9 protein-coding genes, 5 pseudogenes and 1 riboswitch are annotated in these 13,651 nt (G+C 32.9%); of the genes and pseudogenes, 3 read left to right on the top strand and 11 right to left on the bottom strand.

Annotation, left to right across the window (positions count from 1 at the left end; all coding sequences use genetic code 11):
* Positions 1-107: 107 nt before the first annotated feature.
* From JFU54_RS02335 to JFU54_RS02320, 4 genes and pseudogenes are all read right to left on the bottom strand, one after another.
* Positions 108-673 (bottom strand): annotated as a pseudogene (locus tag JFU54_RS02335) (recombinase family protein).
* A 451-nt stretch (positions 674-1,124) separates the two neighbouring features.
* Positions 1,125-1,358, bottom strand: coding sequence for a hypothetical protein (locus JFU54_RS02330; protein ID WP_201038278.1), 234 nt, complete (start codon positions 1,356-1,358; stop codon positions 1,125-1,127).
* A 329-nt stretch (positions 1,359-1,687) separates the two neighbouring features.
* Positions 1,688-2,179 (bottom strand): MgtC/SapB family protein, encoded by a 492-nt coding sequence (locus tag JFU54_RS02325; RefSeq protein WP_000417877.1) that lies wholly within the window; start codon positions 2,177-2,179, stop codon positions 1,688-1,690.
* A 25-nt stretch (positions 2,180-2,204) separates the two neighbouring features.
* The gene (locus JFU54_RS02320; RefSeq protein WP_277956397.1) at positions 2,205-3,701 is read right to left on the bottom strand and encodes an amino acid permease; all 1,497 of its coding nucleotides are present in this window, start codon (positions 3,699-3,701) and stop codon (positions 2,205-2,207) included.
* Positions 3,702-3,789: 88 nt separating this feature from the next.
* Positions 3,790-3,935, bottom strand: a riboswitch (cyclic di-AMP (ydaO/yuaA leader).
* Between the two features lie 376 nt (positions 3,936-4,311).
* On the opposite strand from JFU54_RS02320, the gene JFU54_RS02315 reads away from it, so the two are divergent.
* Together JFU54_RS02315 and JFU54_RS02310 are read left to right on the top strand one after the other, a co-directional pair.
* Positions 4,312-4,539 (top strand): hypothetical protein, encoded by a 228-nt coding sequence (locus JFU54_RS02315; RefSeq protein ID WP_201063615.1) that lies wholly within the window; start codon positions 4,312-4,314, stop codon positions 4,537-4,539.
* Between the two features lie 249 nt (positions 4,540-4,788).
* A complete protein-coding gene (locus tag JFU54_RS02310) occupies positions 4,789-5,538 on the top strand; it encodes a YhfM domain-containing protein (RefSeq protein WP_201063614.1) in 750 nt (249 codons plus the stop codon).
* A 334-nt stretch (positions 5,539-5,872) separates the two neighbouring features.
* On the opposite strand, the gene JFU54_RS02305 is transcribed toward JFU54_RS02310, so the two are convergent.
* Positions 5,873-6,049, bottom strand: coding sequence for a DUF4083 family protein (locus JFU54_RS02305; RefSeq protein WP_242489409.1), 177 nt, complete (start codon positions 6,047-6,049; stop codon positions 5,873-5,875).
* A 78-nt stretch (positions 6,050-6,127) separates the two neighbouring features.
* Between JFU54_RS02305 and JFU54_RS02300 the strand changes: the two genes are divergently transcribed.
* The gene (locus JFU54_RS02300) at positions 6,128-6,835 is read left to right on the top strand and encodes an IS6 family transposase (protein ID WP_201063612.1); all 708 of its coding nucleotides are present in this window, start codon (positions 6,128-6,130) and stop codon (positions 6,833-6,835) included.
* Between the two features lie 38 nt (positions 6,836-6,873).
* On the opposite strand, the pseudogene JFU54_RS02295 reads toward JFU54_RS02300, so the two are convergent.
* The 6 genes and pseudogenes from JFU54_RS02295 to JFU54_RS02260 form a co-directional block, all read right to left on the bottom strand.
* Positions 6,874-6,954, bottom strand: a pseudogene (locus tag JFU54_RS02295) (IS6 family transposase); the annotation flags it as partial.
* A gap of 140 nt (positions 6,955-7,094) precedes the next feature.
* Positions 7,095-9,458 (bottom strand): annotated as a pseudogene (locus JFU54_RS02290) (putative mucin/carbohydrate-binding domain-containing protein).
* Between the two features lie 499 nt (positions 9,459-9,957).
* Positions 9,958-10,442: pseudogene (locus JFU54_RS29650) on the bottom strand (DUF4879 domain-containing protein).
* Positions 10,443-10,702: 260 nt separating this feature from the next.
* Positions 10,703-11,512: pseudogene (locus JFU54_RS02275) on the bottom strand (SDR family oxidoreductase).
* 533 nt (positions 11,513-12,045) lie between these two features.
* Positions 12,046-12,768, bottom strand: a complete 723-nt coding sequence (locus tag JFU54_RS02265; protein WP_151304223.1) for a thioesterase II family protein — start codon at positions 12,766-12,768, stop codon at positions 12,046-12,048.
* Positions 12,769-12,784: 16 nt separating this feature from the next.
* Complete coding sequence (locus tag JFU54_RS02260) at positions 12,785-13,459, bottom strand: 4'-phosphopantetheinyl transferase family protein (RefSeq protein ID WP_043314397.1); 675 nt, start codon at positions 13,457-13,459, stop codon at positions 12,785-12,787.
* Positions 13,460-13,651 lie beyond the last annotated feature (192 nt).

Here is a 13,651-nt window from a genome sequence, read left to right as displayed (position 1 = left end):
GTAGAATTATTGGAAAGAATGGCGGTTTTTGTCTCCCTGTTTCAGTGTCTGATGAGCTACAAGGGGTAGTACACGTATTCTTACAACCGGGGATAAAGTAGCATTTCCTATAGGAGAGATGCTACTTCATATTCCTTCATTATTTTATAAAATGTATTTTTTTCAAACCTAACATTTCCATAAAGATAACAGCTGTTATTTCTCCACTTTTCCATTTGGGGTAATTTGCTTCTATTATATGCATTTGTTGTTTGCTTAAGGTGGCAAGGTTCACCTGAGGACGTCCTAGGTGTTTTCCTTGAGATTTAGCTATAGTAATCCCTTCCATCAACCGACCCATGTCCCCCATTTCACGGAACTTACGGCTATCGAATAAAGTTTCATTTTCTAAAACAACAATATCAGCCTGTAATTCTCTTGTTATGTATTTCCACTCTGAAATTACTTCATCATAATTACGTCCCATACGATCTAAAGCATCTATGTAAAGAATATCACCTGTACTCAATATTTTTCGTAATAATTGATACTGAGGACGATCAAAGTGTCGTCCACTTGCTTTGTCGAAAAAAATACGCCGAGCTTCCACTCCTCGTTCCATCATCTTATGTAATTGACGTTGTTCATTTTGATCTTTTGTACTTACACGAATATATCCATAAATATTTGCCACGTTTGATAGTTACCTTACATTTTTTTACCATAATTATGCCACTTTCATTTATAAAGGTATTCATCTAAAATAAACGTTTATAAATTTTTTTAACAGCCTTTATAAACTTGATGTTTTAATATTTCATAGATGTTCTTTGACTGTTTGTAAAGATATACCTTGATAAACACTTAGGAGTCATTAAAATTTCAAAGGTAGAAAAATTATTTTCTAATAAATTCAATCTGTAGTCGTATATTCGTTACTTCGAACAACAACATTCCCTACATAATAAAAAATAGATGACTCAATTAGTTTCATTTCTGAAACATTTTAAGTCATCTATTTATCAATTCCAGTTTTGATTTCTTGTTGCTCTACATGAGTGAATTTCCTTGCCTCATACTTTTACATTTATTCATAGCGTTTTGTAAAAAATTAATTTGGAATCAAAGCAGTTTAAGAATTACTGCTACCAATTATTAAAATCAGTGTAATTTTTATATACATTTTCTATAACATTATCTTGCCAGACATTTTTATATTCATCTCTATCCACTTTAACATTATATTCACTAATATCACCATTGGCATTTAACCATCCAGGATTTTCGAGAGCATGTTTGTAGGTAAACGTTCTTACATGTTTCAATGTTTTAAATGTAATCGGAAAAGATTTTTTTTCCCCATCTTTGTAACCAAACACTCTATATGCCTTTTTTCGTCCACCAACAGTTTTAAAATATGGTTCTGTAAAACATTCTATTTGTTTGATATGAAGCTCCCACCTTTCTAGACGCCTTAAGTAATTAGTTTATATATTCGAAGAAAGATAAACTGCTACTGTAAGGTTGGACTACCAAAACAGCTCAGGGCTGTTTTTAATGTACTTCCGTATTCTTTTATTACTTTGTAGAAACTATTTTTCATCAGTTCAAATATTGAATAAATTGCACACTAATTATTTCTCTATTTGCCCATCTAGAATAGGTCTCTATTATTATTATTGATAACGTTCTTAAAATTAGCTTCTCTTTAGCAATCTTTTTTCTCTGATGGTTTATGTTTTACTCTATAAGAGAGAGCGGTAACTTGTTGGGAATATTTAAAACCTTTTTCGGATTTTTCGGAAACCCATTTTGAAACAGGTCTTAGTAAACTATTTATGCTGACAATAAGAATGGTTCCCGTTATAGCTATAAGTAAGTAGCCACTACCTGCTAATGTTCCTACAGCAGCAGAACACCATAAGGTTGCTGCTGTATCCAGTCCTCGAACTGTCAATCCATCTTTCATAATAACTCCAGCACCTAAAAAACCAATCCCGCTTACAATTTGAGAAGCTATTCTTGTAGGTGTATTATCAGTTGGAGTGAGTACACTTAATAGTACAAAAAGTGCAGCACCAACGGAAACAAGTACATTTGTACGTAATCCAGCAATGCAATTATGCCATTGACGCTCTAATCCAATTATTGCTCCAACAAGTATTGCTACAAGTAACCTGAGTAGAATGTCTAGTTCCATATTTTTGTCTCCTTAATTTCCATTCTTAATGATCATCATGCTCTAAATTGACTTGTTGTAATGGAATCACCTTTGTTTTTTTTATAATTTTATAGCCGAACCAAAATACAAGAAAAAGCAGTAAACCAATATAAGTAGCAAGTACTTCATACCAATCGACATGTGATCCTATAAAGACTGAATAATTCTGTCCTAAAATAATAATAGTACATATTACAAATGCCAAAATAGGACCGATAGGATACCACTTTGCTTGATACGGGAGCTTATTTAAATTCTTTTGCTGATGTAAAAAAGCCTGACGAAAACGATAATGGCTTATAGCAATCCCTAACCATGCAATAAATCCACATAGTCCCGAAGCATTCAAAAGCCATATAAATGCTTGCCCTTCTCCAAATAAAGAAGCTGCAAACGCAACGATTGCCACAGTCGTTGTCATAAGTAAAGCATTAATAGGAACACCTTGTTTATTTACTTTTTTTAAGCAATTTGGAGCTTTCCCTTCTTTTGCCATTACCCATAACATTCGGGTTGCAACATACATTCCAGAATTACCAGCTGATAGAATAGATACCAAGATAACTGCATTCATAATAGAAGCTGCAAATGCGAAGCCAATTTTTTCAAATACTAGTGTGAAGGGACTCATTGTAATATTACTAATGTCATTGTTAACTAGATTCGGATCTGTGTAGGGAACTATGACTCCAATTACGCAAATGGTAAGTATGTAAAATAAAAGAATTCTCCAAAAGATTTGCCGCACAGCTTTTGGAATATGCTTTTCAGGATCTTTACTTTCTCCAGCTACAATTCCGACCATTTCTGTACCTTGAAAGGAAAATCCCGCAATCATAAACACACTAAGAATAGAAAGAAAACCTCCATGAAACGGTGCGTCCCCAATTGTTAGATTGTGAAATCCAATAGGATTCCCTTTGAAAATTCCAAATATCGTGGCTATTCCTAACATAATAAACACGACTATAGTAATAACTTTTACAAGTGAAAGCCAAAACTCCATTTCTCCATAATGTTTCACTGAAAGAATATTAATTCCAAGCATAAACAGTATGAATAACGCACTCCAAAGAATAGATGGACTGTATGGAAACCAATATTTCATAAGAATAGCTCCTGATGAAATTTCAACTGCAAGAGTAATAGTCCAGCTAAACCAGTAATTCCAACCAATTGCAAAACCAAATGCAGGATCTACAAATTTAGAAGCATACGTACTAAAAGAACCCGATGTAGGCATATACGCTGCCATCTCTCCCAAGCTGGTCATCAACAGGTAAACAATACACCCCATCAACAAATAAGCTATAATTGCTCCACCAGGTCCTGCTGTATGAATCGTATTTCCGCTTGCTATAAATAACCCAGTCCCAATGCTTCCGCCTATAGAAATCATTGTTAAATGTCTCATCCCTAATTCTCTTCTTAATTTAGAAGGTTTGGAATTAGAAGGGAAAGAACAAAGTGGATTTTTCGTTTTTATGGGTGTCTCTTTCAAGTTTCTCATCCTTTTTTGAATTATTTTCCAGAAAAAGAGTATAAAAAAAGACACCAAAGTTCACCCAGTGTTTTTAAAAGTCACCATAGTATCCCCTCTCGAAACGCTTACGAGGTTAGCTGTCGGATTCGGGCCTTGAGAGTAGCCCTACCTTCATTTAAGAAGGATTCACCCCGAGTGCAATCGCACAAAATTTGGTTCCCCCGCTCCATATGGATTCAGCGAATAGTGATATGAATTTATGTACAATATATTACTCCTATGCCCTCTTGTTTGTAAACAAGAAAATTAACGTTTTTTCAGGGGCAGAATTTTCGCACTGTACACTCCATTTATAATTTGAATTCTTAAATTAAGTCACATACTAAAAAAAGTGAGAATTACAAGTATAGTAATACATGAAGAAGAGTTTGAATTAAATAAAAATAATAGACCTAATTTTTATTAGGTCTATTATCTGCTAGTGTCTTTACTACTTTTAATTACATGGACTACTGATAATAGGACGTTATGTTAACTTCACATGTATACCTTATGCAATCAAAATACCTTTCATCATTTATATTCTTGATGTGGTACAATCTGGATAAAAGATATAGGGAGATAGACAATGGAAGAAATCATTAAAGAAATTGTTTCCCCAAGCAAAAGATACAAAGTCCAAGTTATCAAACGAAATGATGGTTTTTTCAGTACAAAAGTTTTTGCGTGGTTTGAAGATTACGGATATGAATATTGGTCTCCTATTAAACAGGGGTTATCGTTAATTGATACAGAAAAACATGCGATAGCCATAGCAATGGAAGACTTAAAAGTGTATTCAGGTGAGAATGATTAGTAGGTGTGGACCATACTCCTCTCCGAATAGGAGAGGAGGTTGTTGTATTTAAATAAAAGATTTATAGATTTTTAAATATAAGACTACTGATAATGTTACGTTATGTTAACTTTACATGCATGTTTATTAATCACCTGATTAGAGATATGTGATCTAAACTTAACCTATTCGAGGTACTAAGTTTTTTAATAAGAATAGTCATTTATTATTATGATTAAATTTATAATATCTTTTAGGGAGGAACTCAATTTGAAGAAAACATTAATTGTTGGAGTATTATGCTTATCGATCGCTGCTTTAACTGTATTTGTTAATGGCGATGAAGAGACATACACTGAAGCAAACAAAAATGATATTGTTTTACACTTATATAAAGAAAAATCTAGAAATCTAGAACGATTTGAAACATTTTCTCAAAATGTAAAAGATAAAAAAAGTGACGAAATACAAATTAAAAATTATTTCATTGACGAGGAGGCAAAAGTACCGAGTTTAGAAACTGTAACTTATCAAGATGAGAAATTTACTTTTACTAGCAAGTACAAAAACTATAATAGAAAGGATATTTGTAAGAAGTTCGTTACTCCTCAAGAAACACATGGTGTGGCGTATATGCTAAGAGATTGTGAACAGTCAGAAGATGGTATTATACTTCATAATACAGCGAAGGACGGTGAAGGAGTACACTCCATAAAAGATAAATCTATTGAATTTATTGAAGTTGAGGGGAATAAGACTTACATATTCGTAAAACAATTTGATGTTGGAGCATTCGTGAACGCTATCACCCATATCGGGCATACACATTCAAATAAATCTAGTACACACAAGCCAAATTTCAAAGTAAATGTTCACTTTTTAAGTGGAACAACTCAAACATACTATTTGTGGATTGACAAAGAGAAATCACAAGGAATAATTATGGATTCAGAACAAACAAACCAAGGACATGAAATCGATAAAATATTTGTAGATAACATCATAAAAGCGTTAAATTAAAACGACTTATTTTAATACGCCTCGTTAAGATGCACTTTTAAGATGATTACATGAACTCCATTACTATGTTAAAAATCGACCGCCATCACAGGCGGTTTTCTTATACTCTCCTATACTTCCAACTCCACTAGTCATCTCGTTTAACACATTCTCCTTTAGGTACAGAAAGCATATTTTCAGTCTACAACATTTTTCTAATACAACAACATATAAAAGGAATTGAAATATTTAGGAATCTAAGTGTCCTCGATTGAACTTATAAGACGAATAAGCTGATATTAATCCACTTCCAATAACGATAATTATTGCAAACCCCTCCTGTTTGGAGGGAGGGTCAATCTTTGTTTTGTTTTTCTAACAGTTGAATAATCCTATCTAACTTTTGCTCAACTTGATCTTGCTTTTTGCGATTGCTGGTATGCCGAATTATACGTATAATCCCGCCAAACATTGCACCGATGATTACTAAAATAATAGCAACTTCTATGTAATAAATACGGTTCTGGTGCAAAAACTTCAAAATATCTAAAAAAAGTCTTTCAGACTTGGACATACTGATACTATTACTCTAAAAAAGGATGTGATTGGTATGGAAAAGAAAAATCTATTCAAGTGGAAACATTATCAACCGGATGTTATTTTATTAACCGTGAGATGGTACCTACGGTACAACCTCAGTTTTCGTGATTTAGTCGAAATGATGGAAGAACGCGGGCTATCCCTGGCTCATACAACTATCATGCGATGGGTTCATCAATATGGTCCCGAATTAGATAAGCGAGTACGACGTCATCTTAAATCAAACAATGATTCTTGGCGAGTCGATGAGACCTATGTGAAAGTCAAAGGTCAATGGATGTACCTATATCGTGCTGTTGATTCAAAAGGATATACAATTGATTTTCATTTAAGCAAAACAAGAGATCATAGGGCTGCAAAGCGTTTTTTCAAGAAAGCTTTGCAGTCTTTTCATGTTTCAAAGCCCCGTGTGATTACAGTGGACAAAAACCCGGCCTATCCTATAGCGATTGAAGAGTTGAAGACAGAGAAAAAGATGCCTGTGGGCATCCAAATAAGGCAGGTAAAATACCTTAATAACATTGTAGAGCAAGATCATCGTTTTATTAAAAAGAGAGTTCGTTCAATGCTAGGATTGAAATCTTTTCGTACAGCTAAATCTATTCTTTCAGGAATAGAAGCGATGCATATCATTAAAAAAGGCCAACTTATTTTACGGGACAAGTCTGTCAAAAATGAAGTGAAGTTTATTCATCAACTATTCGGAATGGCTGCATAAGAATAGATTCCATTAGGAATCTATATACCTCTTTCAAATAAATACAATCTTTGCACCAGAACCAATAAAATAATATCAGGCTGATAGTGCTTCCATTTGAACCAATTTTTCTTTTCCATACCGATCACACACCTTTTTAGAGTAATAGTATCAGTATGTCCAAGTTTTAGAGATTACTTGTAATTACCTTGAAGTTTTTGCACCAGAACCTTTTATTTCAATAAAAAAAGTTGAGGATTCCCCCAACTTTTTAATACATTTATTGTCTTATTAATCCTGTAGATGTAACCTGATATATTCTTTTCTTACCTATATATTCCTGTTTTCCATTCTCAAGGTTAGTTAAAGTCGCTCGCGTTTTTTCCTTTGCTGCTTCCCCTTCTATATGAGTAAATTCTATATAATCTCCCACTTTTATAGGTACTGTTTTGGTTTCAGCATTTTGTTGTCTATTTCCCACGATTTCCTTATTGTACATAACGCTACCGGATGAGTTCTGGACTTTAATACTTGCATATGTACTATTAAAGTACGAATGCGGTATGCCAGCTTCTAATTTTATTTTCAGCTCTTCTGCTGTTCTATTATAATCTACTTTTGCAATTTCTCTATCACTATATCCTTTTAATGACCATGCAAATTGTTTTCCGTCTAAAATTGTTGTCTCTGGCATTTTTTCTACTTTTTTTAAGCCCTCTGTTGTAACCTGATACCTTGCTGTCTTTCCAATAGTCTCATTTTTGTTATTTTCAAGATTCATTAATGTTGCGCGTGTCTTTTCATTTACTGCGTCTCCTTCTATATGAGTTAATTCAATGTAATCTCCCACTTTTACAGACACAATTTGGATTTCGGCATTTTGTTGTCTATTCCCTACGATTTCCTTATTGTATATAACGCTACCGGATGAGTTTTGGACTTTAATACTCGCATATGTACTATTGAAGTATGAATGCGGTACACCAGCTTCTAATTTTATTTTTAGCTCTTCTGACGTTTTGTTATAATCTACTTTTGCAATTTCTCGATCACTATATCCTTTTAAGGACCATACAAATTGATTTCCATCTAAAATTGTTGCTTCTGGCATTTTTTCTACTTTCTTCAGACCTTCTTTTGTAATTTCGTACATGGCTTTTTTTCCAAAGCTCTCTTGTTTACTGTTGTCTACATTTTTGAAAGTAGCTCTATGCACACCCTCTAAGTGTGTCAACTCAATATAATCTCCTACTTTGACTGGAATTTTTTGCGATTCAGCATTTTGTTGTTTGTTTCCATAAATATCTTTATTGTATACTACTTTTCCTGATGCATTTTGTACTTTAATACTCGCATATGTTTCATTAAAATAATGATGCGGTACGCCTGCTTTTAAGTCAATTTGCATTTCTTCTTTCGACTTATTGAAATTGATTTTAGCAAACTCGAAATCACTAATTCCTTTTAGGGACCATGCAAATTGATTCCCTACTAAAATATCAGAATTTCCATTTGTAATTGCTACTTTTTTCTATACAGTTCGATCAAATATATCTGTTAATGTAATTTTAGCATAAGCTGTTTGAGGCAATTGCATAGTTTGACTTACCTCAGTTTGATAGGACTTAATATTGTCGATTACTTTCAAAGCTTGTCCCGTTAACTTTTCATTGTCATAGATTTCAATTTCCCCTTTAAACTGGGGAGTACTTTGTTCTTTCAATTTCCAAGACACATTTAATTTTTCATTTTCAAAACGAATATTTTGAATATCAAAATCCAAATTTCCCATTTCTGGTTGACTAGGCTGATTTATATTAAAAGTCTTTCCAGTACCAATAGTTGATTGAGTATTTCCTCCCGACTTAACCCATAGATATTCTGAAGTTGCTCCTCCATCGTATTGATAAGAGGTATCATGTTGCCCAGAGATACGCTGATTATTCCAAGAATTCCATTGTTTATCAGAAACTTTTCTGCTATAGCCATTTTTAAGGCGTGCTTCTCTTACATCTTGTCCATTACCAGCCCAGTCCTCTTGAAACATCGATAAACCATAGTTAAATGGAACATTCGCAACTGGATGATCCATAATAGCAACTAACTTCCATTGATTTAATTTATTATCTTTTATCCACTGGCCAAACTTTGTATGACCATCTTCTTGCCAAGAACGTAGTGTCATTCGATACCATTCACTATCTTTCCAATTATAAGTTGTTTGTACCTTCAAACCTGTTCCTTCTCCACCAAATCTACTGGCTTCCGAAGTCGGCGATAAATATTCAGCTTTTATTGCTTGATTTGATGCTATTGGATCCCAAAGTGCAAAGTGAAGGGTACGTTTACCGGTTTGATCAAAACCGCTTTGTTGTTGGAAGCCGGCATAACCGCCACCCTCTCCTCCCTGATTCCAGTTATGTACAGCCCAATATGTATAAGGTGCCGTTTGGATTGGTGACCAGTCTATGCTAATAATATCTGAAGCAGCAGTATTTTGTGGTGTTACATAAACTGATGGAGCATGCGATCGGATTGCTGCCTCTGTACTAGAAATTGGTGCCCCATACATTGACATCATGGTACAAGCCGCAGAAATCATAACAATCTTTTTTATTCTTCCATTTGTTTTTACTTTAAACATAACTTCCTATCTCCTTTTAAATTATTTTAGTTACATTGAATAATAACGATATGCATACTATTAAACAAATTATGTGAAAAAATAACATTAGCTATATTACCTAGTTATGTTTAATGTTTTTTTCACTACTATTACTAATCAAATTATAGTATTTTGTTATAAAATGGTATGATTTAGGACTAGATATATACTAAAAATATTATAAAAATTCATAAATATGTAGTTTTAGATAATTATGCTGAAAGACTCATTTAATAACTTTATTGATTTTTTGATAGATTTATGTTTAATTACTCACACTATTAAACATAAATTTGTTTACCGAAATAACATTATGTAAATTTTGAATGTGACAATTGGATAAAATAGCTTATCAATTTGCCAGTATCTTATCATTAGATTAAAAGAGCCCACTAAAAAACGTAGACTCCTTTAGTTACCTAAACATTACATTTATTGCAACCGACAAAAAAAATTAACATTAGATTCTTCTGTTAGCTTATTTAATATTTAATGACGTAGATAATGTATTCCAAGGTGCATTTGTAGATGTGTTTTGATATTTAAATTGTCCATTTTGCTGTCCCGAAGCATCCCATTTATATTCCCATCCATCAACTGTTCTATCACCATTAATATCAATCATCTTAGAATCTACTTTTTTTAGTTTTTGACCACTCATTTGAGCAATCGAATTTTTACCATATCCCATTTCATTTGTATAAATGATAAATAGCTTCCTCCATGATCTTTAACTGTACTTAGATTATTAGGACCAATAAATTCAACTCCGCCTAATTGAGATTCAACTTTTACTACATTTAATGATTTTAATGGTGGGGCAGGTGCTGCGGATACATCTGTCGCTAAACCAACTGTTGCTCCCACTACTAATGATGAAACCCCTAGAATCATTCTTTTTAACTTACACTCATCCCCTTTCGATTTAATACAAATTGATTCTATCATACTAATTCCATACATTTCCTCCCCTTTAAAAGAGTTAACAAAAAGTATCTATTTATATATGAAATTGTGCATATTTATTGCTTTTTATCATTTATACTTAACATTAATCCTACTACAGCATAATTAGTTCTCTACTCTAATTGACTTACCACCTTTGGACCCATTTCAAGTTGGCTATTGTAAGAGCTAATAAGTGGTGCGTAGTTCACTGGTTTAACAAATAAATAATAGATTTGCAAAATCCAACTCAATTTAAGTCGGCTTTTCCTCTAGCATTATAAGCAAGATCCATCACTTGCATCGATTAACTCACCAGTTATCCAACGACTGTCTGATGATGAAAGAAAACCTACAATATCAGCTATATCATTAGGTTCTCCCCACCTATTAAAGGTCGATAAACCTGCATCATATTTTCGTCCATCTTGATTCCCCAATGTCTCAGCATTCATTTCTGTATTAATTATGCCTGAGAGAATTGCATTTACTGTAATACCACGGGCTAAAGTATAAGTGAGTATATTAATTGCCCCCTTAGATATACTGTAGGCAAAAACACTTTGGGAGGCTATCCGTGTAACAAATGACGAAATATTGATAATACGTCCTCCATCTTTTAAACGTGGCAAAGCCTTTTGAATAATGAAAAATGGAGCCTTCACATTAATATTCATAACCTCATCAAAAGACCCCTCTGTAGATTCCTCTAACGTTAAAATCTGCCCAATTCCAGCGTTGTTTACAAGTATATCAAATGTAGTATTACCTATATGTTTTTGAAGAGATTGATCCAACATTGAATACAAGTAATTTATACCGTTAAAAGTACTTAAGTCTGCACTGATTGCAAATGCAGAACCGCCATCTTGTTTAATTTTATTAGAACTCTTTACTTAGGAATCCCCCACTTCTAAACGAAGTGAAAGTGGGGGTAGTTCAAGCACTACTCTTTCTGCTTCTTCTTTTCTTTTACTATAGTGAACTACGACTAACGCACCAGCTTGAGCCAAATGTAAGGCAATGCTTCGCCCTATTCCCCTACTAGCACCTGTTACTAATGCAACTTTCCCCTTCAATTTATTCATCTCATCATCCCCTTGTTTAAAATTCTACTTAGTTATATCACAAGATACCCTTTGAAATGTTGCTTTCTAATTTGATATCCATAAAACAAAAAGGCCGACTCATAAGTATAAGAGCCGGCCTTTTCACTTCACATATACAGTAGCTTTACATACAGGTTCCCTAACTGTTATGTACCTTGTATCAAGTATAATGGTGTATTACCCAAATAATTAGCAATTCTTTCTTCCAGCCACGTAAGTCGATTACTGTCAATATGAGAAAGCACGACATGTTTAAATTCAAAAATGCTTAAATTTAATTTAGAAGATCATTTTTCTGGTGATAAAATAAAATGAAATAAGAAAACTTCACCTACAGGTAAAGCCTAAATAAACTAAAGTTAATTCATATATTTTGCTTAGAATTCCATCATTACCTACCTTTGAACATTTCGTTGAGGCTTCTATGACTCCATTCAATGATATTCCAGCAGTACCTGTATTTTTCACCTTTAATTTTTGGTTTCTCAGCCATGATTGTACTTAGAAAAACTCTAAAAACTAGTTGAAAATCTTTTAGAATCTAACTTTCTTATAATTCTATTTGCTATTTCTTCAATATTTTCATTTAGAAAGAAATGATTACCTTTAAAAGAGTGAAAAGTACACGTTTTACTTGTGTATTGCTCCCATTTTATTACTTGATTATATGTAGTAAATTCATCATTTTCCCCATTAAATATAAGAAAATCAATACCACATGCTTGCATATTATTGTCATGAATATATGTCTCAACAATTTTAAAATCTGCTCTTAGAATTGGGAGGAAAATCCCCATTAATTCTTCTGATTGAAGTACCCCGGACGGTGTACCTCCCATTGCAATAACTTCTCTTTTAAATTGTTCGTTAGAAAGATTATGTCGGATATTTTTCATTTTACTATTTGGGTGGTTTCTACCGGACAAAACAAGAAATTCAGGCAATACGTTTTTAGAATCTTGTATTTTTCTGGCTACTTCATAGGCAATCAAACTTCCCATGCTATGCCCATATAGAATATAGGGCGAATGCTCTATCTGCTTAACTATACTAGTGTAGACATCATTTACGGCCTCTTCCATACTTTGGTACAAGCTTTCTTCAATTCTATATCCTCTACCAGCTAACTCTATTGGGACTACTTCAATATATGGATTAAAGTAATTTTTCCATTTTGCGTAACTAAACGCAGATCCCCCAGCATGTGGAAAGCAAAAAAGTTTAGTCTTCTGCATTGATTTTCTCCTTACTTTAAAATTTGTTTATATTTTGGCAAATTGTATAAATATCTTTAATTATTATATCCTGCGGAAATTCTTCCCTTGTTGCACAAGCAGATATCTTATAATTCGGCTCAATGCTATATTGTCTAAAGTAAAAGTCTTTAGGTATATTCTTATATGAGATTAAAGTTCGTGACTCTTTTTTTATAGAAAATGAATTTAACGGGATATAAAGCCCTTTTCCAATCGTTTTTATATAGCTTTCTTTTAATGTCCATATATCATAAAAATAATTAATTTGTTCATCAGAATTCATACTAGATATATCATAAAATTCTTCATCTGAAAAAAACTCATTTGCTAATTTAAGAGCCTCTATTTCTGAAACTTTCTCTATATCAATCCCTACATTAGAATTAGCAGTGCCACAAACCACCCATTCTCCTGAATGTGAAATATTAAAATGAAAGTCAGAAAAGTTTTCAACAAAAGGTTTTCCATACTCATTATATATAAATCTAATTTCTTCATTACTAATTTTATACTTTTGGCAGACTAGAGATCGGATTAACAAATCTCCTATTAAAGTCCTATTAATATCACATAAATTTAATAACCGCTTCATTCGTTCTCTCTTCTCATTTGAAATCAAGTTACTAAATTGATTAAACAAATGATTTCCAATATTCTTTGGTATTTTCACAGCATGAATTTGTATGATAAATCACTTCCTTTTTAAAAGGATGGCTTCCTATGTATACGTTATAGAAATTCAATTTCATTTTCTAACTTGCATCTATTCAAGTGCAAATATAATAGAAAAGGTGCATATTAACATATCAATGAAAATATACACCTTTCCTCAGCAATATCATCAAAGCATTCGCTTCTGGTA

The sequence above is a fragment of the Bacillus sp. TH19 genome, assembly GCF_016651075.1.
Classification (GTDB): Bacteria; Bacillota; Bacilli; order Bacillales; family Bacillaceae_G; genus Bacillus_A; species Bacillus_A mycoides.
Note: the sequence above shows the minus strand (reverse complement) of the source record. Positions and strands in the feature narration are given on the sequence as shown.